This is a genomic window from Herbaspirillum lusitanum, assembly GCF_046025995.1.
In the GTDB taxonomy this organism is placed as follows: Bacteria; Pseudomonadota; Gammaproteobacteria; order Burkholderiales; family Burkholderiaceae_D; genus Herbaspirillum; species Herbaspirillum lusitanum_A.
This window is the reverse complement of sequence record NZ_JAQQFM010000004.1, coordinates 378,803-405,633: the sequence shown is the minus strand read 5'-3', so window position 1 is coordinate 405,633 and position 26,831 is coordinate 378,803. Positions and strand designations below refer to the sequence as shown.

Sequence of the window (26,831 nt, the reverse complement as noted above, 5' to 3'; positions counted from 1 at the left end):
CGGCAATTTATTCTCCGAGCGCACTATAAAAACCGCTGAGATGGCACAATGTACGGGCTATTCTTCTGCGGGGGGCAGAAAAGCTATTCCTCGGCAGTCTGGCGGCATCGGATGAAATCAGCTCAGTATCATCCGTTCTTTCTTTGCAAGCGTAGTCCATTCTGACTACTGCGCTATCGTGTTGATGGGTCGCGTTCAATTCCTCACTTATGGAGAAGCTTCGTGCTGCATAGTATTTTCATGTTGATCGTTGATGCGGTCGCCAGCATTCTCGCCGGCGTCATGCTGCTGCGTTTCTGGGTGCAGGTGGTGCGCGTGCGTCCGCCGCAATCGGTCGGGCAATTCGTGTTCCAGCTGTCGGACTGGCTGGTCAAACCTTTGCGGCGCATCATGCCGGGCAGCAGTTACGACTGGGCCAGCCTGATCGGCGCCTTCCTGATCATCGTGCTGTCTATCATCGCCGCAGTCGGGATCGAGTCAGGTTTCGATTTCCGCACCATCATCCTGTTGTCGCTGGTGCGTTTCTTCCAATGGATTTTCTACGGCTTCATGGCGACGCTCATTATTGAGGCCATCTTCAGCTGGGTCAACCCGCATGCGCCGCTGGCGCCCTTCGTGCGCGCGTTGAACGAGCCGTTGCTGCGTCCTCTGCGCCGCGTGATGCCGCTGATCGGTGGGGTCGACCTGTCGCCGCTGGTGGTGTTGATTCTGTTGCAGATAGCCGTGCGTCTGGTGAGCACCTTGCTGCTGTCGCTGGCATGAAGAAGCGCCGTTGATCAGCGCTCCGTATCGGCTGCGCTTTGCGGGCATGTGTGAATGAGAAAAGGCCGGATCGCTCCGGCCTTTTGCTTTTTTCTTCCTGCATCCTTGGCTTGCCTGTCTTCCTGCCGGCTCGTTCCAGCGGCCTGCATGCACGCTATGCCGCACCCCTTGTCGGAATGGCGGCCCGCGCCAACTCCCATCTTATTTCTTTTGCTTGCCGCTCCATTGCTGTAAAGCCTGCAGGGTATTTTCCACGTGCTTGTCCGGACTCAGGTCGCTGTATTCGTAGATGATCGTGTGGTCGGGCGCGATCACGTAGGAGGTGCGGCTGGCTGAACTGAACATCAGCACTGCATCGTAGGCTTTCATGATTTTCTGGTCGGTGTCGGCGGCGACTGCAAACTTGCTGCGACACTCGCTGACCGAGAACTTGTTCAGCGTCTCGATCTTGTCGTTCGACACGCCGATCACGGTGGCGCCCAAGGCCTTGTAGCGATCGATGGCCTCGGCGAACAGATGTGCCTCAACCGTGCAGCCCGAGGTGAACGCGGCCGGATAGAAGTACAAGACCACCGGGCCTTTCTTCAGTGCGGCGTCCAGCGAGAAGGTCGATACCTGCCCGCCCAGCGATGCCTGCGCCTTGAAGTCGGGCGCCTTGTCGCCGGGTTTGAGGGCGGCCAGCGCGGGCGCGATCACCAGCATGGCGCTCAGTACGAGGGCGGATGCTTTCGCCAGGGGCAGCAGATGTCGCATGATGTTTCCTCTCAGTCGGTAAGGCCTGGAATAGCGCCGATGCTGCTGCGGATGAATGCCGTGAAGGAAATCGCTCACGGCATCCTGTCGCCCTGGAACTGAAAAATCAGCCGGACGGCCCAATCAGCCGAAGCGATAGCCGAAAGCTTGATGGAATTGCTCTTCGATTTCCGCTTTGGACGGTGCGTGGTTTTGCGGACCTTGCGAAGCGATCTTGATCGAGCCCATCAGGCTGGCCAGACGACCGGTGGTGGCCCAGTCGAAGTCATTGGTCAAACCGTGCAGCATGCCGGCGCGGAAGGCGTCGCCGCAACCGGTGGGATCGGCGATCTGCGCGGCCGGTACACAAGGGATGTCGATCTTCTTGCCGTCGGCATAGATTTCGGCACCCAGTTCGCCCCGCGTCACGATCAGTGCCGACACGCGTTGTGCGATCTGATCCAGCGACAGGCCGGTGCGGGCCGTCAGCAATTCGGCTTCGTAATCGTTGACCGCGACATAGGTCGCCAGATCAATGAAATGCTTCAGCTCATCGCCGTTGAACATCGGCATGCCCTGGCCCGGATCGAAGATCAGCGGGATGTTCAGGCTGGCGCTTTGTTCTGCGTGCTGCAGCATGCCGTCGCGGCCATCCGGCGCCACGATGGAGAACTTCACGGCGCCGGCATCGGCGACCTTGTTCTCATGCGAGTAAGTCATCGCACCCGGGTGGAAGGCGGTGATCTGATTGCCGCCGGCATCGGTGGTGATGAAGCATTGCGCGGTGAACGAGGCGTCGATCACGCGTATGCATTTGGCCGAAATGCCGAGTTCCGCGAAGCGCTCCAGATACGGTGCGCTGTCGAGACCGACGGTGGCCATGATGACCGGCTCGCCGCCCAGCAGTTTCAGGTTGTAGGCGATGTTGCCGGCACAGCCGCCGAACTCGCGGCGCATGCTCGGCACCAGGAAGGAGACATTGATCTTGTGCAATTGATCCGCCAGCAGCGCATCAGCGAAGCGGCCGTCGTATTGCATGATGTTGTCGTACGCGAGGGAGCCGCAGATCAGTGAACTCATGATTTTATGTAGGAGTGAAGAGGTGTTGAATGGAACAGCGATGCAGCATTGTAGAAGAAAGCGCTGCCGCCTTCAGGGAAATCGCTCAAGGACTGCTCAGGGATAGAAAAGATAAATGCGATAGCCCGACGGCGCCGCGTTGCTCAGTTCGAAGGTCAGTTTGAGCTGCTGCTCGCTGTCGCCGGGGATGCCGTTGTCGATCTGGGCTTGCGACAGATATTCGCGCGGACGGAAGGCACGTCGCACCACCGCTTTCTCATCGTCGTTGTTGAGCGTCAGCTCGATGTGCGGCCAGGCCTGGGCGCTGGCGCCGCGATTGCGCAGCACCACGCTGAGCGTATAGATATTGGTGTTGGGCGGCACCAGTTGCAGCTCACTCGATTCCAGCGACAGCTTTTCCACTTCGGTCGGCAGACCGACCGTGCAATGCAGTCCGGCGCAGGCGGCAGCCAGCAGCGGCCGCAATGCGGGTACGGTGGCGGCGATCTGGTTGCGCCAGTAATAAGTGGCTTGCAGCAGCAGCGCCGGCGCCAGCACGCAGGCCAGCACGATCATGACTGCGCGGGCAATGCGGCCCAGCTTTTCGCGCCGTTCGGCTTTTTTGACGAAGGCGGGCTCATCGGGCTCATCGGCTTGGTCAGGCGCATGCGCGTCATCGTGCCCGGCGTCTTCATGGTCATCTTCCGGATGTGCTTGAGCTGCATCAATCGCAGTAGCGGCGATGGCCTCTTCAGCATGCATGCTGCCGGCGGAGTCGTTTTGTCCATGCCCGGCACTGGCTTCATCGCGCCATGTTTCGGATTCGGCTCCTGCGTCTTTGATCGCCGTGCGCACCGGCATAGTGCCAGCGGCCTCCGCAAGCCCGGCATTGGCGCCATGCTCCGGAATATTGAAGTCGATGGAACGCGTCTTCGGCAGCGCAAAGGCCGGATCCTGAGGCGAGACGTAGGCGAACGCCTGATTGCCGCGCGTCAGTTCGCTGTCCAGGTCGGGGATGGCGGCGGCATCGGATGCTTCCGCTTCTGCAGCCGCATCCAGATATTCATGACTGGCGCCGCTGCGAAATACGTTCGGCGTGACCTGCGCCGGTACCGCGTTCGCCGGTGCGTTGGCGACGCCGGGGCCGGCTGCAGGCAAAGGAATGCGCGAAGGCGGCACAGGCTGAGGTGCAAAATTCTGCCCTGGCGGCGGCATCGCAGGACGTTCGGAAAAGGCCAGGCCGGAAAAAGGCGAGGGCGTCGCCGGCGCGGCCGAGGCTACAGCCTTGCCTTCCGACTTCGGGGGCGTGGGTGCTGCCGGCGAAGATGGCGCTGCCTGAACCTGGGCGTCGGCCACGGCCGGATCGATCAGGTAGTCATTGCCATTGAAGACTTGCTTGCAATTGCCGCAGCGGACCAGGCCGCCACGCAATTTGAGTTGGTCACTGGCGACCCGGAACGAGGTAAAGCAATGCGGACATTGGGTTGCCAGCGCCATGCGCTTACTCCGGCAGACGGCCTGCCAGCGCCACCCAGCCTTCGTGCTCGGCCCAGACTTCCAGTGCGATGAACGGTGCGTAGGCGGCAATCACCTCCTGCGCCTGACGATCCAGCACGCCCGACAGCACCAGCGCGCCGCCCGCTGCAACGCGGCCTGACAGCATCGGCGCCATTAATTGCAAGGGGCCGGCCAGAATGTTGGCGACCACCACATCGAAACGCTCGCCTTCCGGATGCGTCTGCGCGAATTCCTCCGGCAGGTGGTAGGCGATCTCGCAATGATTGCGGGTCGAGTTGTAGCGTGCTGCTTCCAGCGCTTGCGGGTCGATGTCCACCCCAATGACTTGCGGCACGCCCAGCTTGCCGGCCACCAGCGCCAGAATGCCGGAGCCGCAGCCGTAGTCGAGCAGGGTTTGCGCCGAAGCGGCGTGGCCTTCCAGCCACTCCATGCACAGACGGGTAGTCGGATGGCTGCCGGTGCCGAACGCCAGACCGGGATCCAGTTCCAGCACCAGTGCATCCTTGTCGTCCGGCGCGTCGTGCCAGCTCGGCACCACCCAGATGCGTTGGCCGATGTGGATGGGCTCGAATTGGGATTGCGTCAGGCGCACCCAGTCCTGCTCTTCCACCGCGCGCAGCGCGAACGGCAAGGCGTAATCCAGACCGATGGCCAGGGCCGCATCGGCAACGATGGTGGCGTGATCGGAGTCGACTCCGGCCAGCGCCACCACGCGGCTGCGTTCCCACGCCGATTGCTCGGGCACCATGCCGGGCTCGCCGAACAGCGGCTGCTCGGCCTCGGTGCCTTCATCGGCGTCTTCCACCGACACCGACAGCGCGCCGGCTTCCATCAAGGCGTCGGACAATGCCTCGGCCTGGTCGCGTGCGACTTCGATGACGATTTCAGTCCAGCCCATATTCACTTCTTCACGGATTTGTCGGCCACCGGCGTCGAAGCCGGACGTTCTGACAGTTTATGTTCCAGATAGTGGATATTGGTTCCGCCTTCGTAGAAGCGCGCATCCACCATCAGTTCGCGGTGCAGCGGGATATTGGTCGAAATGCCTTCGACCACCATTTCCGACAGCGCGATCTGCATGCGGCGGATGGCCTGCTCGCGCGTTGCGCCGTAGGAAATCACCTTGCCGACCATCGAATCGTAGTTCGGCGGCACGAAATAACCGGCGTAAGCATGCGAATCGACGCGGATGCCGGGACCGCCCGGCACGTGCCAGGAAGTGATGCGGCCCGGCGACGGCGTGAACTTGAACGGATCTTCCGCATTGATGCGGCACTCGATGGCGTGGCCCTTGAGTTCGATGTCGCGCTGGCGATAACGCAGCTTTTCGCCGGCCGCGATGCGGATCTGCTCCTGCACGATGTCGACGCCGGTAATCATTTCTGTGACCGGGTGTTCCACCTGCACGCGGGTGTTCATTTCGATGAAGTAGAACTCTTCGTTTTCATAGAGGAATTCGAAGGTGCCGGCGCCGCGGTAGTTCATCTTGCGGCAGGCTTCGGAGCAGCGCTCACCGATCTTCTCGATGATCTTGCGCGGGATGCCCGGCGCCGGTGCTTCCTCGATCACCTTCTGGTGACGGCGCTGCATGGAGCAGTCGCGCTCGCCCAGCCAGATGGCTTGCTTGTGCTCGTCGGCCAGAATCTGGATTTCCACGTGACGCGGATTTTCCAGGTATTTCTCCATATACACTTCCGGATTGCCGAATGCGGCGCCGGCTTCCGTCTTGGTCATGGTCACGGCATTGATCAGCGCTGCTTCGGTATGCACCACGCGCATGCCGCGGCCACCGCCGCCGCCGGCTGCCTTGATGATGACCGGGTAGCCGATCTTGCGTGCAATCTGCACGATTTCCTTGGGATTGTCGGGCAATGCGCCTTCCGAGCCGGGCACGCACGGCACACCGGCGCGGATCATGGCCTGCTTGGCCGAGACCTTGTCGCCCATCATGCGGATGTTTTCCGGACGCGGGCCGATGAAGACGAAGCCGGATTTTTCCACGCGCTCGGCGAAGTCGGCGTTCTCCGACAGGAAGCCGTAGCCCGGGTGGATCGCTTGCGCGTCGGTCACTTCAGCAGCGCTGATGATGGCCGGCATGTTCAGATAGCTCAGTGCGGACGGCGCCGGGCCGATACATACCGATTCGTCGGCCAGCTTCACGTATTTGGCTTCGCGATCGGCTTCGGAGTGCACGACCACGGTCTTGATGCCCATCTCGCGGCAGGCGCGCTGGATGCGTAGAGCAATTTCGCCACGATTGGCGATCAGGATTTTTTCAAACATAAGAGGAATGAGGCGTCGCTAAGGTCAAGCGTTGAATGTAAACCGGAAACCGGGCCGTTGCGTGCAATGCAGGCAACAGCCCCTTCTTCGTCCGCCGGCACTACGCCGGCAAAGTTCCGGTAGTGCCGGGATGACAGATTAGCCGATCACGAACAGCGGTTGGCCGAACTCGACCGGTTGGCCGTTTTCGACCAGGATTTGCTTGATCACGCCGGACTTGTCGGCATCGATCTCGTTCAACAGCTTCATCGCTTCGATGATGCACAGGGTCTCGCCTTCCTTGACTTCCTTGCCGACTTCAGCAAACGCCGGAGCGCCCGGCGCCGAGGAACGGTAGAAAGTACCGACCATCGGCGACTTGACGATGTGGCCTTCGGGCGCGGCGGGCGCGGCAGCGACTGCCGGGGCAGCGGCGACCGGCGCTGCTGCAGCTTGCTGCATCGGCGCGTAACCGGCTTGCGGTTGCATCATCACGACCTGGTTCTGCGCGTTCGGGGAGGATTTTACGATCCTGACCTTGCTCTCGCCTTCGGTGACTTCCAGCTCTTCGATGGCCGATTCAGCAACCAGATCGATCAGTGTTTTGAGTTTTCGTAAATCCATTTGAATTCCTCGGAATGTAATAAGTAGAGCAGAGTTGATTAAATCGCCGGCACTGCGTTGGCGCCGGCGCTATGAAATTAAGTCGGGTAAAAATTAGTAAATGCGATGAGAGACTGGAGAAAAATGCATGCTCGGGCGGCGGCCGCTCAATGATGCGTGCGCGCTCAAGATTGTTGCAGCCAGTAATCGACCGCCAGACGATAGCCGTCGACGCCGAAGCCGCACATGACTGCCCGCGCAATGCCGGACAGGTAGGAAAAGTGACGAAATTCCTCGCGTTGATGAATATTTGAAATATGCACTTCCACAAACGGGATCGCGACCCCGGCCAGCGCATCGCGCAGCGCCACGCTGGTATGGGTCAGTCCGCCCGGATTGATCACGATGGCGTCCACCCCTTCCTTGCGGGCCTGCTGAATACGGTCGATCAGTGCGCCTTCGTGATTGCTTTGAAAACACTTCAGCGTTGCTCCGCCAGCGCTGGCTTGCGCTGCGGCCCGGTCTTCGACATCGGCCAGGGTAGTGGATCCGTAGACGTCCGGCTCTCTGGTCCCGAGCAGATTCAGGTTCGGTCCATTGAGCAGGAGAAGGTTTTTTGCCATGGAGATTAGGCTCCGTTTGACGACGATGGGCGCATTTTGCCGTCAAATGACTCCATTTGGCAAGTAGAACTTTCTTTACATGTTTTTCAGGGAAGCCAGATCGCTGCGCAGCTCATCGAACTTCAGTCGGCCCAGATAGACCTTTTTGACATTGCCGTCTTTTCCTACCAGAACGGTGAAGGGAAGACCGCCCGCCTGATTGCCGAATTGCCTGAGCAAATCGGTGGCGCCGGTTCCGGCAACGAACAGAGGATACTGGATATGCAATTTTTCTGCAAATTTAGCGATATTTTCCTGAGAATCGATACCGATTCCCAGAATTTGCACCGGAGCAATTTCCTTCTGCAGCGCCATCAGCTCAGGCATTTCCTCGACGCAGGGGCCGCACCAGGTGGCCCAGAAATTAAGGATCAGCGGCTTGCCTTGCCATTGCGACAAGGGCTGCGGCTTGCCGTTCACGTCAGGCAGACTCTGGCTCAGCAGACTGGTCAGGGCCTTGGTTTCGGGCGATTGCGGCAGCGTATTGCGGTGGCTCACATAAAAACCGATGCCGGCGCAGATCGCGGCAAACACTGCCAGCAAAGCGATATTGCGAATCTTCGTCATGAATTTTCTTCTGAATGGGGTTGTCCGGCGCGCGCCTCTTCTTCCTCCATGAGCCGCCGCAGCGCAGCGGCATCGGCCCGCTCGGCGCGTTTGCCCGGGCCGCTGCGCGCACTGCCGCGCAGATCGTCGATGTCGTAGAGCGTCAGATGCACGCCTTCCGGATCGGCGCCGCGTTGCGGCAGCAGGAAGCTAAGCGTTTCCATCATCTGCGAACCACCCCTGAAATGCGGTGTTTCGCTGACTTCGAAGTTGACGTTCTTGTTCAGCAGATAAATTTCCACGTCCTTGGGGCTGGAGGCGAACAGTTGCAAGTGGATGTCGGAGTGGTCGCCGGCCGTGCCGTTGAGCACCGCGCCGACGACATAGGGCGAAAAGCGCTCCAGTTCCTGCATCACTTGCAAGGCCACCTGGCGCAGATGCTTCAGGCGCGCCGGCTGGGTGTCGCCGAAAAACAATTCGTTATACAGGCGCACTTCGTCTTCGATCTGGGCGTTATCCGGCATCACTTCGCCGCGAATTTTGTTGTTACCCAGGATCTGCTTGGCGGCCTTGCGCTTGGCGGTGCCGTAATCGGCGCCGTCTTCGGCGATCAGGCGCGCCGCGAGGCCGGCGATTTCGGCGCGCAGCTGTTCGGTTTCACTTTGATAGAAGTCTGGCATGGGCGACATGATACCCCGAGGCCTGCAGGCTCGCCCAAAGTGACATGGCCGGGCGCCGCCGGCGGATCGGTCAAAAGTCGGTAACAGCAGACATGTCCTGCTATCCGTCTCCTGATTCGCCATTTTCCCTGCCCTGCTTAAACGGGGCGGCGGGTGTGAGCGAACATGCCGGTTCCTTCGCTGCCCCTTCTTTATGGATGGCGATGGCCTGTATCGGACATCTTTATGCCGGTTTTCAGCGTTTTTCCACAGTCCGGGCATGGGCGAACCCGGGCTGCGATGCGTCGGCTCAGGTAAAATCTCGGGATTCCTTATCAAGATTCTCTATGCATATCCACATCCTCGGCATTTGCGGCACCTTCATGGGCGGTCTGGCCGTGCTGGCCAAAGAAGCCGGCCACAAGGTGACCGGCTGCGATGCCAATGTCTATCCGCCGATGAGCACCCAGCTTGAAGCGCAAGGCATAGCCCTGATCCAGGGCTTCGATCCGGCGCAGGTCGAGCTGAAACCCGATCTGTTCGTGATCGGCAACGTCGTCTCGCGCGGCAACCCGCTGATGGAAGAAATCCTCAATCGCGGGCTGGCCTATGTTTCCGGCCCGGAATGGATAGGCCGCCATATTCTGCAAGACAAATGGGTGCTGGCCGTGGCCGGCACCCATGGCAAGACCACCACCTCGGCCATGCTGGCCTGGATTCTGGAATGCGCCGGTTACGCGCCGGGCTTTCTGATCGGCGGCGTGCCCATGAACTTCGGCATCTCGGCCCGGCTGGGCGGCAAGACCCCCATTTCAGGTGAGGCCACGCGCGCTGACGAATCAACCTTCTTCGTGATCGAAGCCGACGAATACGACACCGCCTTCTTCGACAAACGCAGCAAGTTTGTGCACTACCGCGCCCGCACTGCCATTCTGAACAATCTGGAATACGATCACGCCGACATCTTCCCCGATCTGGCGGCCATCGAGACCCAGTTCCACCATCTGGTGCGCACCGTGCCCGGCATCGGCCGGCTGCTGGTGAATGGTCGCGAAGATGCGCTCAAGCGCGTGATCGCGCGCGGCTGCTGGAGCGAACACGAAGATTTCGGCGTCGCCACCGGCGGCACCGAAGGCTGGGCCTTGCAGACGCATGATGACGGCCGCTTCGACGTTTTCTTCAAGGGCCGGCCGGAAGGCACTGTGGACTGGGCGCTGAGCGGTGAACACAATCGCATGAATGCCCTGGCCGCCATCGCTGCCGCGCGTCATGTCGGCATTGCGCCGGCCCAGGCGATTGCTGCGCTGGGCCGGTTTGAAAGCGTCAAGCGCCGCATGGAGCTGCGCGGCACCGTGCGCGACATCGCCGTGTACGACGACTTCGCCCACCATCCGACCGCGATCGCCACCACCGTCGCCGGCCTGCGTAAGAAGGTCGGCGCGGCACGCATTCTGGCCGTGCTGGAGCCGCGCTCCAACACCATGAAGCTGGGCACCATGAAAGATGCGCTGCCGGGCAGCCTGAGCGACGCCGATCTGGTGTTCGGCTACGGCGCCAAGGGCAGCGGCAAGGACGCCTTGGGCTGGAATCTGGCCGAGGCGCTGGCGCCGCTGGGCGCGCGCGCGCAAGCCTTCGACGATCTGGAGTTGCTGGTGCAGCAGGTCAAGGCGGTGGCGCAGCCGGGCGATCAGGTGCTGGTCATGAGCAACGGCGGTTTCGGCGGCGTCCATCAAAAGCTTCTGGACGCGCTGGCATGATTTTGTATCTGCACGGTTTTCGTTCCTCGCCGCAATCCTTCAAGGCGCATTACCTCGGCCGGCGCATGCAGGCGCTGGGGCGCGCCGACGAATATCTGTGCCCGCAGTTGCCGGCCTCGCCGGCCGCCGCCATCGCTCTGGCGCAAGAGTTGGTACACGATGCCGATCCGGCGCAGCTGAGCATCGTCGGTTCTTCGCTTGGCGGCTTTTACGCCACCTGGCTGGCGGAACAGCTGGGTTGCCGCGCGGTGCTGCTCAATCCGGCAGTGAAGCCGCCGCGCGATCTGGAGTCCTATGTCGGCGTCACCACGCAATATCATTCGGACGAGCCGTTCGAATTCAAGCACGAGTACATCGCCGAATTGCGTGCGCTCAGCGTCGAGCGCATCAGCGATCCGCAACGTTATTTCCTGATCGCCGCCACCGGCGACGAAGTGCTGGACTGGCGCGAAATGGTTGCGCATTATCCCGGCGCGCAGCAGACCGTGATTCAGGGCAGTGACCACGGTATTGATGTGTTCGCCGATTATGCCGACGCCGTGCTGAGTTTTTGCGGTATCGATGCGGGCGTTCAGGGCAAGGCAGATCACTGATGTCGCGTTCGCTTCGTTATGCGCAGTGGATGCATCATCCGCATGCGGCGCAGTCTCTGGAATCCCCGCAACTGAAAGCCTGGCTCAGCGATCCCGGCTCGATGACCTTCAAGCTGATGGCGCGCACGCGGCAGTTTTCGGTGCAGCGTGTGCAGCAGAAGCATGCGTCAATCCTGGCCGATGAACGCGCACCGCTGGCGCTGCCGTCCAAAGCGCGGGTGGCCGAGCGCGATGTCATTCTGTATGGCGATGGGCAGCCGGTGGTGTTCGGCCACACTGTGATTCCGGCCGGCGCCGTGACTTCGGACTGGCCGTTTTTCGGCGGCCTGGGCGAGCGTCCGCTGGGCGCCACCCTGTTCGCCGATCCGCTGGTGCGGCGCGGGACGCTGCAATATGCGCGTCTGCACCCAGAACATCCGCTGGTGCGGCGCATTGCGCGCGCGCTGGCCTGGCAACATATTCCCGGTCCGCTGCATGCGCGCCGCTCGCTCTTCCTGCGCAAGGGCGGCATCATGCTGGTGACCGATATTTTCTTACCCGCCATCCACACGCTGATGGCAAACAAGCAAAGCACGACATGAATTTATTGTTCGAAGAATCCGGCGACTTCAAGGCTGGCTCCATCATGACTCAGCAGGGCGAGTCGTATCAGGTCGAGATGGCCTCCGGCAAACGCAGCAAGGTCAAGGCCAAAGACGGACTGTTGCAGTTCGCAACGCCGGCGCCGCTGGAATTGCTGGAACAGGCCAGGCTCATCTCCGACGAAATCGATCTGGATTTCCTGTGGGAAGTCGCGGGCGAAGAAGAGTTCGGCTTCACTGAGCTGGGCGCCGAGTATTTCGGTCATGCACCCTTGCCGGTGGAAGCCGCCGGTCTGCTGCTGCGCCTGCATACCGCGCCCATCTATTTCTACAAGAAGGGCAAGGGCCGCTACAAGGCGGCGCCGCAGGCTTCCTTGCAGGCTGCGCTGGCCGGCGTCGAAAAGAAGAAGCAACTGGCGCTGGTGCAGGCGCAATACGTGGACGAGCTCAAGGCCAATCGCCTGCCGGACAATTTCAAGCCGCTGGCGCTGCAATTGCTGTTCAAGCCGGACAAGAACGGTATCGAATTCAAGGCGCTGGACGCCGCCTGCAAGGAGTTGCAGACCACGCCGCAACGCCTGATGCTGGCTACCGGCGGCATTGCTTCGCCCAAGGATCTGCACTACGCCAAGTTTTTGTTCGAATTTTTCCCGAAGGGCGTCGGCTTCCCGCCGGTGGCGATTCCGGCTACGCCTGAATTGCCTCTCGCCGAGGTGCAGGCCTTCTCCATCGACGACGTCACCACCACCGAAATCGACGATGCCTTGTCGGTCACACGTTTGCCGGACGGCAAGCTGCGCGTCGGCATTCACATCGCCGCTCCGGGCCTGGGCATCAAGCGCGACGACGCGATCGACGCCATGGCGCGTCAGCGCATGTCCACCGTCTACATGCCGGGTGAAAAGATCACCATGCTGCCGGACGAGCTGGTCGCCGCCTTCACGCTGGACGCCGGCAAGGATTGCCCGGCGCTGTCGCTGTACGCCACGCTCGATCCGCAGACCTGGGAAGTGCTCGCCACCGAGACCCGCGCCGAACGCGTGCACATCGCTGCCAATCTGCGCCACAACGATCTTGATCAGCTGGTGACCGAAGAGGCGCTGGCCGAAAATCTGGGCGACTATCCGCACAAGGATGAAATCGCCTTGCTGTGGCAATGGGTGCAGATGCTGGAACAGGGCCGCATGGCCAAGCGTGAAAGCTTCGGTCTGCGGCCGGAGCAGAACAATCGCGTCGACTTCAACTTCTACGTCGAGAACGACGTGGTCAGCATTGTGCGTCGCAAGCGCGGCGCCCCGCTCGACAAGATCGTGGCGGAGCTGATGATTTTCGCCAACAGCACCTGGGGCAAGCTGATGGCCGACCATGGCGTGCCGGGCATTTACCGGGCGCAAGGCGGTGGCGCCGGCGGCTGGGCCGCCAAGATGCAGGTGCGCATGGTGACCCACGCCGCGCCGCATCAGGGCCTGGGTGTGGATCAATATGCGTGGAGCACCTCGCCGCTGCGTCGTTATACCGATCTGGTCAATCAATGGCAGATTCTGGCCTGCATCGAGCATGGCGTGACCGCGCCGCTGGTGGCGCCGTTCAAACCACGCGACGCCGACCTGTTCGCGATCGTTTCGGCCTTCGATGCAGCCTATTCCGGCTATGCCGACTTCCAGTCCGGCATGGAGCGCTACTGGTGCCTGCGCTGGCTGGCGCAGGAAAACGCACGCGTGGTCGATGCCGTGGTGCTCAAGGATGAAATCCTGCGCCTGACCGAAATCCCGCTGGTGCTGCGCATGCCCGGCATGCCGCAACTGGCGCGCGGGGTGCAGGTCAAGCTCGATCTGCTGCGTTGGGATGAAGTCGATCTGTCGGTCGAGGCGCGTCTGCTGGAAGTGGCGGCCGGTGCGGCGCCTGCCGCCGATCAGGAGCTCGAAGAGTTGGACGAGGCGGATGAAGAGGGTGGCGCGGATGCCGCCGCCGGGGAATCTGAGACTGAATCCGCGAGCGAACCCGGCGCCGAAATTGCCAGCGGGCACGACGCCCGACAGGTGGACGCTGCACCGAATGCGGCGGCAGCAGATGAACCGCACATCAAGTCCGAAACGGCTGCGGAATGATGCCGCCTTTGGCGTAGAATTGCGTCTTTTCCAACCTTCGTCGTCGCCGTGGATCTGTTTTTTCGTCATCGCTTGCTGAGTATTGCCATCGGCGTTTCGCTGTTGCTGCACGGCGTGCTGCTGGCCATTCATTTCGCGCCGCCCGATGCGTTCAAGTTCAAGCCGGCCGACCCGGGGCTGGAAGTGATTCTGGTCAACGCCAAGCACGACAAGAAGCCGGTCAACGCCGACGCCGTGGCGCAGGCCAATCTGGATGGCGGCGGCAATGCCGACAAGGGCCGTGCCAAATCGCCGCTGCCGGACCTGCAGCGCCAGGCCGAGGGCGACAGCGTGAAGGCCGCCCAACGTCGCGTCGCGGAACTGGAAGCGCAGCAGCAGAAGGTGCTGGCGCAAATGAAGCAAAAGACGCAGCCGGTGGCGCCGGTGACCGAGCCGCAGAAGCCGAAGGAAACGCCGCAGCTCAATGCGCGCGACATGATAGAGACGGCCAAGGCGATGGCGCGCATGGAAGCCGAGGTGTCCAAGAACATCGAGGACTACAACAAGCGCCCCAAGAAAACGCAGATTACGCCGAGCACGCGCGCGGTCGGCTATGCGCAGTATTACAAGACCATGCAGGACAAGATCGAAAAGGTCGGCACCCTGAATTTTCCGCAGCAGGACGGCAAGAAGCTGTACGGCGAATTGCTGCTGCTGATCCCGGTGTTTCAGGACGGCTCGATCTACGAGCGCGACGGCGGTGTGCAGGTGCGCAGCAGCTCCGGCAACCCGGCGCTGGATCAGGCGGCGCTGGCGATCGTGCGACGCTCGGCGCCGTTCGGACGCTTTCCTGAAAACATGCGCACCACCGGCAAGGACGATGTCTGGGAAATCATTACCCGTTTCAAGTTCACCCGCGAGCAGACGCTGCAGACCCAGGTCGGCGTCAACTGAAATTGACCGCAGGCAGGCCTTGATGCAGGAGGTCGGCGGCAGAGGGTGATGGCAGATATTGATGCACATGCAATCGGTTACGGCAATGCAAACGCCGGCCGGCTCGGCGCCGGCCACGCACAGAACTAGAAAAGGCAGACTTCACCATGGATGCATACGTCGTCATCGGCAACCCGATTGCCCACAGCAAGTCTCCCGAGATTCACGCCCAGTTCGCCGCCCAGACCGGCCAGCAGCTCAGTTATGAGCGTCTGCTGGCGCCGCTCCAGGGGTTCAGGGCCAGCGTCCAGGTATTCATGCGCAAGGGCGGCAAGGGCGCCAATGTCACACTTCCCTTCAAGCTCGAAGCGCATGCGCTGGCAGATCGCCTGAGCGAACGCGCGCGTCTGGCCGGCGCAGTGAATACACTCAAGTTCGAGCAGGGCCGGATTGTTGGCGACAACACCGACGGCGCCGGTCTGGTGCAAGACATCTGCATCAATGCCGGGCTGGCCTTGCAAGGCAAACGGATTCTGCTGCTGGGCGCCGGCGGCGCTTCGCGCGGCGCCTTGCTGCCTTTGTTGCAACAGCAGCCGGCGCAATTGCTGCTGGCCAATCGCACGGCCGCCAAGGCCGAGGAACTGGCGCAGCAATTCACTGAATACGGCCCGGTCGCCAGTTGCGACTACGCAGCGCTGGACGGCTCTTTCGATCTCATCGTCAACGCCACTTCGGCCAGCCTGGGCGCCGAGCTGCCGCCTTTGCCGGCCGCCTGTTTCAATAGCGGCACGCTGGCCTACGACATGATGTACGGCCGCCAGCCGACCGTGTTCATGCAGTTTGCGCAGCAGCAGGGGGCGCTGGCGCGCGACGGTCTAGGCATGCTGGTGGAGCAGGCGGCGGAAGCCTTTGCGTTGTGGCGCGGGGTGCGTCCGGAGACTTCGGAAGTGTTCGCCACGCTGCGCCGCCAGCTGAGCGAATGAGCGCTTCAGAAAACTGAGCAATCCTTGGTAAACCGAAATTCATCCCGCCTTTCCATGAAGTCTCTGCGCAAGCTGATTATGTGGTTGATCCTGTTGCCGATAGCCTGTGTGCTGTTGCTGCAAGCCTACTTCTTCGTCCAGATCTGGTGGTGGGTGGATCACAATCCGGACTCGACCAGTTTCATGCGCCAGCAGCGTTCCCTGCTGCGCGAAAAGAATCCGGACGCCGAGCTGCAATTCAAATGGGTGCCGTACAACCGCATTTCCAGCAATCTCAAGCGCGCCATCATCGCCTCCGAGGATTCCAATTTCTCGGTGCATGAAGGCATAGACTGGGACGCGCTGGAGCGCGCTTACGAAAAGAACGAAAAGAAGGGCAAGGTGGTGGCCGGCGGCTCCACCATCACCCAGCAATTGGCCAAAAATCTGTTTCTGTCGGGCGAGCGCAGCTATCTGCGCAAGGGCCAGGAATTCATCATCACCTTCATGCTTGAATTCCTGATGGACAAGCAGCGCATCTTTGAAATCTATCTGAACGTGGTCGAATGGGGCAACGGCGTGTTCGGCGCCGAGGCTGCAGCCCAGCATTATTACCGCACCACGGCCGCCAATCTGGGCGCGGAGCAGGCGGCGCGGCTGGCGGTGATGCTGCCGCGTCCGCGCTTCTATGACAAGAATCGCAGCTCGGCCTATCTGGCCAATCGCAGCAGCCTGATCCTGCGCCGCATGGGCGCTGCGGCCTTGCCGCCTACGCACAAGTAGCAAGTCCGCGCCGCGTGTCGCAGCGCCGCCTCCCTGAGCGGTTTGCCGCTGTATTGGCGCTTGCCTGCGGCTATCGATGAACGTACACTTGCGCTCGTTCTGCGCTTGCGATCATCCTCGCGAGCGCGAGCCTGAGGGGCGCAAAGGCCAGGTCGTCATGCCGCAGTCATCCGCATGTGCTATTGCTTGCAGCCTTGGCGGCGGCCTGTTTTGCCGGGCTTCCGTTTCCGCTTTCTGAATTGTGGCTACGAGACCGCCGGCGACGCCATCCTTGATACCCCGGTTGATCCGACCGCCGATTTTTGCTTGCCAGTGAGATTCCATGATTAATGTATTCGTGTTGCAGAATGGTCGACTCAATCAGGTCAACATCGAAAGCCGTTCCGATCTGGAGCAAGCCACGCCGATCTGGGTCGATCTGACGGAGCCGGATGACGAAGAGCGCGCCTGGGTCAAAAGCATCTACGGCGTGACGCTGCCGGACGAAGACGAGTTCAGCGACATCGAAGCCTCCGCGCGTTACTTCGAAGCGGAAAACGGCGACCTGCATCTGCGTACCGATTTTCTGTTTGAAGGCGACGACGATACCTCGTCCACCATGACCGTGGCCTTCATCCTCGCACGCAATATTTTGTTCTCGGTGCATTCCGAAGACCTGCCGGTGTTCCGCCTGGTGCGCATGCGTGCACGCTCGCGGCCGGGTTCCATCGGCGACTACCGCGACGTGCTGCTCGATCTGTATGAGACCGATGCCGAATATTCGGCGGACGCGCTGGAAGGCATCTATCAGAAGCTGGAAGCGGTCAGCACCAGCGTGCTCAAGAAAAGCCTGAGCGACCAGGACGCCGCCCATGTGCTCAACACCATCGCCCACGAGGAAGACTTGAACGGCCGCATCCGTCGCAACATGATGGATACCCGCCGCGCAGTCAGTTTCCTGATGCGCGGCCGTCTGCTCAGCTCCGAGCAGTTCGAAGACGCGCGCCAGATTCTGCGCGACATCGAATCGCTGGACGGACACACGGCTTTCCTGTTCGACAAGATCAACTTCCTGATGGATGCCACCGTCGGTTTCATCAACATCAACCAGAACAAGATCATCAAGATTTTCTCGGTGGCCTCGGTCGCCTTCCTGCCGCCGACGCTGATCGCCAGTATTTACGGCATGAATTTCAAATGGATGCCCGAGCTGGAGTGGGGCATAGGCTATCCGCTGGCCATCATGATGATGATAGGCTCGGCGATTGCGCCCTTCTGGTATTTCCGTCGGCGCGGCTGGCTCAACTAAGTCTGCTTTTTTAAGTCAAGGTGACGGGCGCATGCTGATGCATGCGCCCGTTTTGTTTTTATGTGATTCAGTTTCTTTCTGCGCGCCGGCATGATGCCGACACCGCCCGCATGGGTCGGATAAATCTCTCATCCCTCAGCTGTCGCGGAATGGCGACGTGGTCGCTTGTCTGACGCCGATTCACGTTCTTTTCCGATTCTGGCGGCAGCCGTTTGCAAAGCAAAATGCATGCACCGTTCGAATCAGCGATGCGGAAAATTGATCAAGATCCACCGAGCAGTCGGCACACGTACCGCTAAAGCAAGCAGGGCGGCACTGCAGCAGCGTCTCGGTGGTGTCAGACAGCAAACAGGAGAAAGTCATGCGTCATATCCGCCATCATTATGTATCGCTCGCGGTGGTGAGCCTCAGCTTCGCCGGCATCCTGATCGGTTGCGCCAGCCCGCAAAGCAATGTCTCGCAATCGCCGAGCTATCAATCCTCATCGTATTCCGCTACCGGCGTGGTGGAAGCGGTGGAAGTGACGCGCAAGGAAAGCAACGGCGTGGCTGGCACAGTGATCGGTGGCGTCGCAGGCGCGCTGGTCGGCAATGCCGTCGGCGGCGGCACCGGACGTACGGTTGCGACAGTTGCCGGCGCGGCCGGCGGCGCCTATGCGGGCAACCAGATACAGCGCAACAATTCGGCTGGCACCGAGGTGACCAGCGTGCGCGTGCGCATGAGCGATGGTTCGATGCAGAGTTTCGCTCAGGAAAACGGGACTGATTTGCGCGTGGGCGATCGGGTGCGCATCGACAATGGCCGCATTGCGCGTGATTGACGCGCGCGTGCTGCAAAAGAAAAGCCTCGGCATGCCGGGGCTTTTTTATGCTCTCGATATTCCGGGCGCTGCATCAGGCCGGATAAAGGGCGCCCAGTATCCGCAAGCCGCGTGCGCCGGTCACCGCCGGCAGGTTGCCGGGCAGGCGTTGATCGAAACGCCAGGCCAGCCAGGCAAAGGCCAGCGCCTCGACGTGGTTGGGCGCGATGCCCAGTGCTGCGGTCGATTTCACGGCGATGTGTTTTTCAGCGGAGCGCATGGCCAGACGCTCCTGCAACAGACGCATCAGATAGCCGTTATCCGCACCGCCGCCGCAGACATAGACAGTATCCGTGCCCGGCGCATGAGCGGCAATGGCATCGGCGATGCTGCTCGCGGTCAGTGCCGTCAATGTGGCCTGTACATCTTGCGGCGCGATATCGGCGCCGATTCTTGACAGTGCCTGTTGCAACCAGCCGAGATGGAACAGATCGCGTCCCGAGCTTTTGGGCGGCGGCAGGCGAAAGAATTCTTCAGTGCTCAATTGCGCCAGCAGGCCGGCATGCACCTGGCCCGCTGCGCCCCAGGCGCCGTCGGCATCGTAGTGCTTGCCTTGATGGCGATTGATCCACGCATCCATCAGGACGTTGCCCGGGCCTGTATCGAAGCCGCTGGTCGCTTGCCCGCTGCCGGCCGGGAGAATGCTGATGTTGGAAATGCCGCCGATGTTGACCACCACTCGCGATTGCCATTCATCGCCGAACACCGCACGGTGAAAGGCCGGCACCAGCGGCGCGCCCTGACCGCCGGCAGCGACGTCGCGACTGCGGAAGTCGGCCACCACGTCGATGCCGCTCAATTCGGCCAGCAAGGCCGGGTTATTGGTCTGGCGCGTGAAGCCCAGTTCCGGACGATGGCGTATGGTCTGGCCATGCACGCCGACCATGTGCACTTGCTCCGGGCCCAGCCCGGCTTGCTCCAGCAACGCTGTCACGCATTGCGCGTAGCGCACCGCCAGCGCATTGGCGGCCAGCGCCTCGCGTTCGATTTCATTTTCGCCGCCGGCCTGCAGGGCCATCAGACTGGCGCGCAACTCATCGGGAAAAGGGACGTAGGCGGTCGCCAGCGTCGCCATGCCGCCATCGACGCCGAAAGCGGCCAGCGCGCCGTCAACACCGTCCAGGCTGGTGCCCGACATCAGACCGATATACAGCGAGGGCGACGAAGTGTCGGTGGAAGAGGGAGCAGTGGCCATGTGATGTTCCTGATGTTTCGATGCAAAGCTTGATGGGGCGAAGTGCAGATGCGTGGAAATGCGGCTCTCTATGGCTTGATTTCAACGGCGTGCGCCCATGAAAAAAGGCAGTCGCCAATTCTACAGCGACTGCCTTTTCTGTGAGTCTGGTTCACTCGGGTGAACCGGCTCAGGATGGTATTACTTCGGCATTACTTGGAGGCCAGTTTCACGCCGTCATTGATCGCCGCCGGCGCGCGCAGCAGTTCCAGGCGATGATCCATGGCGCTCGCCACGGCGCGGAAGCGTTGCATCTGCGGTGCGGTCAGCGCCATATTGTTCGGCACATCCACCGACAGCGGATTGCGCGGCACATTGTTGACGCGGAATTCGTAATGCAGGTGCGGGCCGGTGGCCCAGCCGGTCATGCCGACATAGCCGATGACGTCGTTCTGGCTGATCTTCATGCCCTTTTTCAGGCCCGCAGCAAAGCGGCTCATGTGACCGTAGGCGGTGGAATAACCGCTCCAGTGCTTGATCACGACGATGTTGCCGTAACCGTTCTGCTGGCCGACGAATTCAACCTGGCCATCGGCCGAAGCGTGAATCGGCGTGCCGGTCGGCGCGGCGAAGTCGACGCCGGTGTGCTGCTTCCACTTGCCCAGAATCGGATGCAGGCGCATCGAGAAGCCGGAGGAAATCCGCGTGAAGGCCAGCGGCGATTTGAGGAAGGCTTTCTTCAGCGACTTGCCGTCGAAGGCGTAGTACCCGCCGCCGACCTTGCTGCCCGGCTCATCGAACCAGACCGCCTGATAGCGATTGCCGGCATTGTTGAATTCGCCTGCCAGCACGCGGCCGGTGCGCAACAGTTCGCCGTTTTGCCAGAATGTTTCATACACGACATTGAAACGGTCGCCGCGGCGCAGGTCGGCGGCAAAGTTGATGTTGGTCGAGAACATGTCGACCATCTGCATCGAAATGGCGTCGGGAATCTGCGCCGCATCGGTCGCGGCGAACAGCGAGGAGTAGATCAGGCCGGAACGCATTTCAACGCGGCGCTCCAGCGTGGCCGGTTGCGCTTCTGCCTTGAAACCATTGCCTTCGCGGCTGATCACCAGATTGCGCAGCGGTTGGTCGCGGCCGTCTTCCAGCGTGGCGCTCAGACGGATCAGTTCGCCTTCGTCGTCAGTCTGCGCCACCACGCGCTTGCCGGCGCGCAACTGCATGACCGAACGCGCCAGCGTGTCCGATTTGATGAAGTCGGTCGCTTCGGCATCATCCACGCCGAGACGATTGAGCAGCGTCGCCAGCGTGTCGCCGGAACGCACCTTCTCTTCGTTAACGTAGTACTGGGAATTTTGCTCCAGCTCGCCGACCTGCTGTTGCAGGTTTGGCAAGGCCAGCGTGATCGATACCGGATTGACCGGCGCATCGCTCATGTCAGGTTCGGCCGGCGCGAAACCGGCGGCGCCCAAAGTGAAGGCGCCGAGAAACAGCGCCACAGCGGAGACGATCTGAGTCTTGCGGGACAAACCTGTGAATCGCAGATGGCAGGAATGGAGGGCAGAGCGGCATCGGGACGTGATGCGTGTGAATTTATCTTGTGGGAACATGCAATACGTTAAAATCTGACGTTTTCTGCCCCGGATCCCGCTGCGTCATTGCCGCTATGTAATTGAGCCAGGCAATGAAATGAAACGCTGCGTTATGGTCCCCCGCCAACGTTGCGCCTGCGAAAGATCCCGAACAGATGATGAATGCAAATTCTCCGCTGACTGTGCTCTTGAGGCTTTATACAGATGCTCAGCAGAAAAACGAAAGTCGGAATTATAGCAACTCGATTTCAGGCACTGTCCTACAAAAGTCAATTTTTTAGTTATATCGATGAACTCAGACCAGCCCACATCCCAACAAAGCAGCTCCAAGGTAAACTCATCCACAGCCTTGCCGCTGTCCGATAAAGTGCAAGAGGCGCTGGCCGTCGCCAAGCGCGGCGTCGACGAATTGCTGATCGAAAGCGAGTTCGCACAAAAGCTGGCGCGCTCCGAAAAAAGCGGGCAGCCGCTACGCATCAAGCTCGGCCTCGACCCGACCGCGCCCGACCTGCACCTGGGCCACACGGTGGTGCTCAACAAGATGCGTCAGTTGCAGAATCTGGGGCACAACGTGATCTTCCTGATCGGCGATTTCACCTCGATGATCGGCGATCCGTCCGGCCGCAACGCCACGCGCCCGCCGCTCACGCGCGAGCAGATCGAACTCAATGCCAAGACCTATTTCGCCCAGGCCAGTCTGGTGCTGGACCCGGAACGCACCGAGATCCGTTACAACTCCGAATGGTGCGATCCGCTGGGCAGCCGCGGCATGATTCAGCTGGCGTCGCGCTACACCGTGGCGCGCATGATGGAACGCGACGATTTCACCAAGCGCTTCAAGGAAGGCACGCCGATTTCGGTGCATGAATTCCTCTATCCGCTGATGCAGGGTTACGACTCGGTGGCCTTGAAGTCGGATCTGGAGCTGGGCGGCACCGATCAGAAATTCAATCTGCTGGTCGGCCGCGAATTGCAAAAGGATTACGGCCAGGAGCCGCAGTGCATTCTGACCATGCCGCTGCTGGAAGGTCTGGACGGCGTCGAGAAGATGTCGAAGTCGAAGAACAATTACATCGGCATCACCGAACCGGCCAACACCATGTTCGCCAAGGTGATGAGCATTTCCGACGTCATGATGTGGCGTTACTACGAGCTGCTGTCGTTCCGTTCGATGACCGACATCGCCGGCTTCAAGGTCGAGGTCGAAGGCGGCAAGAATCCGCGCGACATCAAGGTTGCACTGGCGCAAGAAATCGTGGCGCGTTTCCATTCGCAACAGGCGGCCGAAGATGCGCTGGCCGATTTCGTCAACCGCTCCAAGGGCGGCATTCCGGACGATGTGCCGGAAGTCAGCCTGAGCGGTGCGCCGCTGGGCATCGGCCAGTTGCTCAAGCAAACCAATCTGTGCGCGTCCACCTCGGAAGCGCTGCGCATGGTGGAGCAGGGCGGCGTGCGTATCGACGGCGCAGTGATCAGCGACAAGGGGCTGAAGCTTGAGGCCGGCCAGTTCGTGATCCAGGTCGGCAAGCGCAAGTTTGCGCGCGTGACATTGTCCTGATCGCGACATGATCGCTTTGTTGCAACGAGTCACGCAGGCTGCGGTCGTAGTGGAAGGCGTGCAGATCGGCGCCATAGCCGGCGGCCTGATGGTGCTGGTGTGCGCCGAGCGCGGCGACACCGTGGCCGAGGCGGACGCCCTGCTCGGCAAACTGCTGGCGTATCGTGTATTTTCTGATGAGGCCGGCAAGATGAATCGCAGCGTCACCGATGTCGGCGGCGGTCTGCTGCTGGTGCCGCAGTTCACGCTGGCGGCCGACACCAACTCCGGTACGCGGCCCTCGTTCACACCGGCGGCGGCGCCCGAGCTGGGGCGTCAACTGTTCGATCATTTCGTGGCGCGTGCGCGCGTGCGGCATGTGCAGGCGCCGGTCGAAACCGGCCGCTTCGGCGCCGACATGAAGGTCTCGCTGATCAATGACGGGCCGGTGACCTTGTGGTTGCAGGTCAAACCGGCTGCTGCTGGTGCTGTCGGCAAGCATTGAGCGGCACAGCGCAGGCTCATCGCCTAGCGCGATGTCGGCGGCGGCATCGCAGCATTGAAAATCCGCAGATAGCGCCGATCTGCATGCAAGCGGCATCAGTCCGATATTGTTGAGATTATTGTTTTTATGGCATGGCCGTGGCCGGCAAACTCGCCGGCCGGGCAACATTTTGCAGGAGGACCGATGAAACTCTGGAGCGAATCTTTCAAGGACGGCGCAGCGATACCGGGCCAGTTTGCCTTTGCCGTGATCGACCCCAAAACCCATGTGGCGCTGTCGGCCAACCGTAATCCGCATCTGGCCTGGAGCGAGCTGCCGGCCGGCACCAAATCGCTGGCGCTGGTCTGCCACGATCCCGACGTGCCTTCACGCGGCGACGATGTGAATCAGGAAGGCAAGACCGTCCCGGCCGATCTGCCGCGCGTGGACTTCTACCACTGGACGCTGGTCGACATTCCGGCCGCCACCGCAGCGATTGCCGAGGGCCAGTTCAGCGACGGCGTCAAGGCGCGCGGCAAGGCCGGTCCGGTGATTGCCGGCAATGTATTGCCCGGTGCACGCCAGGGCCTCAATGATTACACCGGCTGGTTTGCCGGCGACGGCGACATGAGCGGCGATTACTTCGGCTACGACGGCCCATGTCCGCCGTGGAACGATGCGATCGTGCACCGCTACATCTTCACGCTGTATGCGCTGGATATCGAGCAACTGCCGGTCAGCGGCAAGCTGGAAGGCTCGGTGGTGGTCACCGCCTTGCGCGATCACGTGCTCGCTCAGGCCAGCATCAGCGGTTTGTACACGCTCAATCCGGCGGTCAAGATCTGAGTGCTTCACCACCAAAACTGCGACACACACGGACGAGTGAATGACTGAAATCTTGCTGATTCGCCACGGCGAAACCGACTGGAATGTGGACAAGCGGCTGCAAGGCCATATCGACATTCCCCTCAACGCCGCAGGTGTACGCCAGGTGCAGGCGCTGAGCGCAGCGCTGGCGCAGGAGCCGCTGGATGCGATCTTCGCCAGCGACCTGCAGCGCGCGCGCGACACTGCGCTGGGGGTGGCCGAAGTGGCCGGCCTGCAGGTGCAGACCGACCTGGGCTTGCGTGAACGTTGCTATGGCGCATTCGAAGGCCTGCGCCATGTGGATATCGAAGCGCGTTACCCCGAGGCTTACCGGGTCTGGAAGGCGCGCGAGCCGGATGCCCGTTATCCGGCCGGCGAACGTATTGCGGAAACCATGCGCGAGTTTTATCAGCGCTCGGTCGATGCAGTGCAGCGGCTGGTGACCAGCGGCAACTATCAGCGCATCGCCATCGTCACCCATGGCGGGGTGCTGGAATGCATGCACCACTGGTCCAGTCAGACCCACTTTGCCCAGCCGCGCACGTTTGATATCTACAACGCCAGCATCAATCGCCTGCACTGGGACGGCGAGCGCGCGCATCTGCGCTCCTGGGGCGAGATCGGCCATCTCTCGCGCGAGACGCTGGACGAGGTTGATCGCTGATAGTTTGTGCTCGTTCGCATTTGAAGGCGGCGCCTGCGGGCGCCGTTTCCTTTTCCGGAAGGCAAGATTTTCCTCGTATTTCAGAGTTGCCAAGAGTGTTCCCGAAGCATTCCGGATACAGTGAATGGCGACCGATGCGGATGCTGATACTTTCATCCGGCTCGCGTTTCATGTTTTTGCGCGAAAGCTTGCGGCAGCAATCGCGCATGCCGGAGACCTTCTGCTTGTCGATACGGCAACTGCGTTTATTTGTCGGCAACGCTTTGTAACCAAGCTCAAATCTTGTTGGGCAGGGCTCGCAATCGCGCTAAAATAGCGCCCTTCCTCTGCATTTCCCCACATTCGATCCGTGAACATAGGCCCGTATTCCCTGCGAAATAACGTGTTTGTCGCGCCTATGGCTGGCGTGACCGATCGTCCTTTCCGCCAGTTGTGCAAGCAGCTGGGCGCAGGTTACGCCGTGTCAGAAATGGCGGCATCGGATCCGCGTCTGTGGCAGAGCGAAAAGACTTCGCGCCGCATCAACCACGATGGCGAGATGGAGCCCAAGGCGGTGCAGATCGCCGGGGCCGATCCCGCCATGCTGGCCGATTGCGCGAAGTACAACGTGGATCGCGGTGCGCAGATCATCGACATCAACATGGGTTGTCCGGTGAAGAAGGTCTGCAACAGCTGGTGCGGTTCGGCGCTGCTGCAGGATGAGGCGCTGGTCGGCCGCATTCTGGAAGCGGTGGTGGGCGCGGTCGATGTGCCGGTGACATTGAAGTTTCGCACCGGCTGGAATCGCGCCAACAAGAACGCGCTGGCGATCGCCGCGCTGGCCGAGCAGAGCGGCATCGCCATGCTGACGCTGCACGGCCGCACACGCGCCGACGGCTACAGCGGCGACGCCGAGTACCAGACCATCGCAGCAGTCAAGGCGGCGGTGCGGATCCCGGTGGTGGCCAACGGCGACATCACCACGCCGCTGAAGGCGCGCGAGGTCTTGCAGCAGACCGGCGCCGATGCGGTGATGATAGGCCGCGCTGCGCAAGGCCGCCCGTGGATCTTCCGCGAGATCGATCACTTCCTGCGCACCGGCACTTATCTGCCGGCGCCGCTGGTGAGTGAAGTTGCGCAATTGATGGATGAACACCTGCAGGCGCACTACGCGTTTTATGGCGATTATCTGGGGGTGCGCACGGCGCGCAAACACATCGGCTGGTATGTGCGCGATCTGCCCGGCGGCGAGGAGTTCCGCCAGCGCATGAACCGGCTGGAAGATTGCCGGCTGCAGTTGCAGGCGGTGCAGGCCTTCTTCGAATCGCAGTTGGCCTATGGTGAGCGGTTACAATACGGGTTTGCCGATCAGCCGCTTGCCGCCTAGTCCGGCGCGGTGCAGTAAAGCAGTTTGACGCGGCCGATCGGCCGCAATTGATCAACAGACAGAGACTGTCGCAACACACTTCCCGCAGGCACAGCAGCGCATGACGTACATGATGTACACGATACGGCGCGCCATGGGCGATGCGGAAGACCGCGACAGTGTCCGATAAAAAAAGAAACATCAAGTAATGAGTAAAGAAAGTATTGAGGATGTCGTCAAGAAAAGCCTGGAAAAATATTTCCGGGATCTGGGCGAACAACTGCCAACGAATGTCTACGACATGGTGCTCGCCACGGTTGAAAAACCGATCTTCGAGACCGTGATGGCGCGCGCCGAAGGCAATCAGTCCCAGGCCGCCGAAATCCTCGGCATCAACCGCAATACGCTGCGCAAGAAATTGCAGCAGCACGGGCTGCTCTAGCCCAGTCTGCTTTATAGTCCGGCGTCGGCGCTGGCCTTATCTGTAGCCGTACCGGAATCCATCCTTTCATTTCCATG

At 61.1% G+C, this 26,831-nt stretch carries 28 protein-coding genes; 17 read left to right on the top strand and 11 right to left on the bottom strand.

Annotated elements, in window-relative coordinates; genetic code table 11:
- Positions 1–222: 222 nt before the first annotated feature.
- Positions 223–762 carry a YggT family protein gene (locus PQR62_RS10455; RefSeq protein ID WP_408157565.1) on the top strand — a complete coding sequence of 180 codons (540 nt, stop codon included), beginning with the start codon at positions 223–225 and terminating at the stop codon, positions 760–762.
- Between the two features lie 201 nt (positions 763–963).
- Here the strand turns inward: PQR62_RS10455 and PQR62_RS10450 are convergent, their stop codons facing one another.
- From PQR62_RS10450 to PQR62_RS10410, 9 genes are all read right to left on the bottom strand, one after another.
- A complete protein-coding gene (locus tag PQR62_RS10450; protein ID WP_408157563.1) occupies positions 964–1,515 on the bottom strand; it encodes a peroxiredoxin in 552 nt (183 codons plus the stop codon).
- Positions 1,516–1,638: 123 nt separating this feature from the next.
- Complete coding sequence (locus PQR62_RS10445) at positions 1,639–2,574, bottom strand: carbohydrate kinase family protein (RefSeq protein WP_408157561.1); 936 nt, start codon at positions 2,572–2,574, stop codon at positions 1,639–1,641.
- 96 nt (positions 2,575–2,670) lie between these two features.
- Entirely contained in the window at positions 2,671–4,050 is a 1,380-nt protein-coding gene (locus PQR62_RS10440) for a DUF3426 domain-containing protein (protein WP_408157559.1), read from the bottom strand.
- Positions 4,051–4,054: 4 nt separating this feature from the next.
- On the bottom strand, positions 4,055–4,969 hold the full coding sequence (gene prmA / locus PQR62_RS10435; RefSeq protein ID WP_408157557.1) for a 50S ribosomal protein L11 methyltransferase: 915 nt from the start codon (positions 4,967–4,969) through the stop codon (positions 4,055–4,057).
- Positions 4,970–4,971: 2 nt separating this feature from the next.
- Complete coding sequence (accC, locus tag PQR62_RS10430; RefSeq protein ID WP_408157555.1) at positions 4,972–6,354, bottom strand: acetyl-CoA carboxylase biotin carboxylase subunit; 1,383 nt, start codon at positions 6,352–6,354, stop codon at positions 4,972–4,974.
- A 138-nt stretch (positions 6,355–6,492) separates the two neighbouring features.
- Complete coding sequence (gene accB / locus PQR62_RS10425) at positions 6,493–6,957, bottom strand: acetyl-CoA carboxylase biotin carboxyl carrier protein (RefSeq protein ID WP_408157553.1); 465 nt, start codon at positions 6,955–6,957, stop codon at positions 6,493–6,495.
- A gap of 164 nt (positions 6,958–7,121) precedes the next feature.
- Complete coding sequence (gene aroQ / locus PQR62_RS10420) at positions 7,122–7,559, bottom strand: type II 3-dehydroquinate dehydratase (protein WP_408157551.1); 438 nt, start codon at positions 7,557–7,559, stop codon at positions 7,122–7,124.
- 75 nt (positions 7,560–7,634) lie between these two features.
- A complete protein-coding gene (locus PQR62_RS10415; protein WP_408157549.1) occupies positions 7,635–8,165 on the bottom strand; it encodes a TlpA family protein disulfide reductase in 531 nt (176 codons plus the stop codon).
- Entirely contained in the window at positions 8,162–8,833 is a 672-nt protein-coding gene (locus PQR62_RS10410; RefSeq protein WP_408157547.1) for a hypothetical protein, read from the bottom strand. Before PQR62_RS10410 ends, PQR62_RS10415 begins: the two co-directional genes overlap by 4 nt.
- Before the next feature lie 317 nt (positions 8,834–9,150).
- On the opposite strand from PQR62_RS10410, the gene mpl reads away from it, so the two are divergent.
- The 9 genes from mpl (at position 9,151) to PQR62_RS10365 (ending at position 18,607) form a co-directional block, all read left to right on the top strand.
- Positions 9,151–10,560 carry a UDP-N-acetylmuramate:L-alanyl-gamma-D-glutamyl-meso-diaminopimelate ligase gene (mpl, locus tag PQR62_RS10405; RefSeq protein WP_408157545.1) on the top strand — a complete coding sequence of 470 codons (1,410 nt, stop codon included), beginning with the start codon at positions 9,151–9,153 and terminating at the stop codon, positions 10,558–10,560.
- The gene (locus PQR62_RS10400) at positions 10,557–11,153 is read left to right on the top strand and encodes a YqiA/YcfP family alpha/beta fold hydrolase (RefSeq protein WP_408157543.1); all 597 of its coding nucleotides are present in this window, start codon (positions 10,557–10,559) and stop codon (positions 11,151–11,153) included. The genes mpl and PQR62_RS10400 overlap by 4 nt, the downstream gene beginning before the upstream one ends.
- Positions 11,153–11,734: a chorismate--pyruvate lyase family protein gene (locus PQR62_RS10395; protein WP_408157541.1), complete on the top strand. Its 582-nt coding sequence runs from the start codon at positions 11,153–11,155 to the stop codon at positions 11,732–11,734. The genes PQR62_RS10400 and PQR62_RS10395 overlap by 1 nt, the downstream gene beginning before the upstream one ends.
- On the top strand, positions 11,731–13,842 hold the full coding sequence (locus PQR62_RS10390) for a ribonuclease catalytic domain-containing protein (protein ID WP_408157539.1): 2,112 nt from the start codon (positions 11,731–11,733) through the stop codon (positions 13,840–13,842). Before PQR62_RS10395 ends, PQR62_RS10390 begins: the two co-directional genes overlap by 4 nt.
- 48 nt (positions 13,843–13,890) lie before the next feature.
- Positions 13,891–14,775 carry a cell envelope integrity protein TolA gene (gene tolA / locus PQR62_RS10385; protein ID WP_408157537.1) on the top strand — a complete coding sequence of 295 codons (885 nt, stop codon included), beginning with the start codon at positions 13,891–13,893 and terminating at the stop codon, positions 14,773–14,775.
- Between the two features lie 146 nt (positions 14,776–14,921).
- The gene (gene aroE, locus PQR62_RS10380; RefSeq protein WP_408157535.1) at positions 14,922–15,737 is read left to right on the top strand and encodes a shikimate dehydrogenase; all 816 of its coding nucleotides are present in this window, start codon (positions 14,922–14,924) and stop codon (positions 15,735–15,737) included.
- A 54-nt stretch (positions 15,738–15,791) separates the two neighbouring features.
- Positions 15,792–16,499 (top strand): monofunctional biosynthetic peptidoglycan transglycosylase, encoded by a 708-nt coding sequence (gene mtgA, locus PQR62_RS10375; RefSeq protein ID WP_408157533.1) that lies wholly within the window; start codon positions 15,792–15,794, stop codon positions 16,497–16,499.
- A 322-nt stretch (positions 16,500–16,821) separates the two neighbouring features.
- Positions 16,822–17,787 carry a magnesium/cobalt transporter CorA gene (gene corA / locus PQR62_RS10370; RefSeq protein WP_408157531.1) on the top strand — a complete coding sequence of 322 codons (966 nt, stop codon included), beginning with the start codon at positions 16,822–16,824 and terminating at the stop codon, positions 17,785–17,787.
- Between the two features lie 361 nt (positions 17,788–18,148).
- Entirely contained in the window at positions 18,149–18,607 is a 459-nt protein-coding gene (locus PQR62_RS10365) for a glycine zipper 2TM domain-containing protein (RefSeq protein ID WP_408157529.1), read from the top strand.
- Positions 18,608–18,680: 73 nt separating this feature from the next.
- Here PQR62_RS10365 and PQR62_RS10360 read toward each other — a convergent pair whose 3' ends face one another.
- Positions 18,681–19,841, bottom strand: coding sequence for an anhydro-N-acetylmuramic acid kinase (locus PQR62_RS10360; protein WP_408157527.1), 1,161 nt, complete (start codon positions 19,839–19,841; stop codon positions 18,681–18,683).
- A 191-nt stretch (positions 19,842–20,032) separates the two neighbouring features.
- Positions 20,033–21,433: a peptidoglycan DD-metalloendopeptidase family protein gene (locus tag PQR62_RS10355; protein ID WP_408157525.1), complete on the bottom strand. Its 1,401-nt coding sequence runs from the start codon at positions 21,431–21,433 to the stop codon at positions 20,033–20,035.
- Positions 21,434–21,704: 271 nt separating this feature from the next.
- Between PQR62_RS10355 and tyrS the strand changes: the two genes are divergently transcribed.
- From tyrS to PQR62_RS10320, 7 genes are all read left to right on the top strand, one after another.
- The gene (tyrS, locus tag PQR62_RS10350) at positions 21,705–22,973 is read left to right on the top strand and encodes a tyrosine--tRNA ligase (RefSeq protein ID WP_408157523.1); all 1,269 of its coding nucleotides are present in this window, start codon (positions 21,705–21,707) and stop codon (positions 22,971–22,973) included.
- A gap of 7 nt (positions 22,974–22,980) precedes the next feature.
- Entirely contained in the window at positions 22,981–23,457 is a 477-nt protein-coding gene (gene dtd / locus PQR62_RS10345) for a D-aminoacyl-tRNA deacylase (protein ID WP_408157521.1), read from the top strand.
- Positions 23,458–23,640: 183 nt separating this feature from the next.
- Entirely contained in the window at positions 23,641–24,282 is a 642-nt protein-coding gene (locus tag PQR62_RS10340; protein ID WP_408157519.1) for a YbhB/YbcL family Raf kinase inhibitor-like protein, read from the top strand.
- Positions 24,283–24,322: 40 nt separating this feature from the next.
- Positions 24,323–24,967, top strand: a complete 645-nt coding sequence (locus PQR62_RS10335; protein WP_408157517.1) for a histidine phosphatase family protein — start codon at positions 24,323–24,325, stop codon at positions 24,965–24,967.
- 124 nt (positions 24,968–25,091) lie between these two features.
- Positions 25,092–25,283, top strand: a complete 192-nt coding sequence (locus PQR62_RS10330) for a hypothetical protein (RefSeq protein ID WP_408157516.1) — start codon at positions 25,092–25,094, stop codon at positions 25,281–25,283.
- 33 nt (positions 25,284–25,316) lie between these two features.
- On the top strand, positions 25,317–26,333 hold the full coding sequence (dusB, locus tag PQR62_RS10325) for a tRNA dihydrouridine synthase DusB (protein ID WP_408157515.1): 1,017 nt from the start codon (positions 25,317–25,319) through the stop codon (positions 26,331–26,333).
- A gap of 187 nt (positions 26,334–26,520) precedes the next feature.
- Positions 26,521–26,754, top strand: a complete 234-nt coding sequence (locus PQR62_RS10320; RefSeq protein ID WP_408157513.1) for a Fis family transcriptional regulator — start codon at positions 26,521–26,523, stop codon at positions 26,752–26,754.
- Positions 26,755–26,831 lie beyond the last annotated feature (77 nt).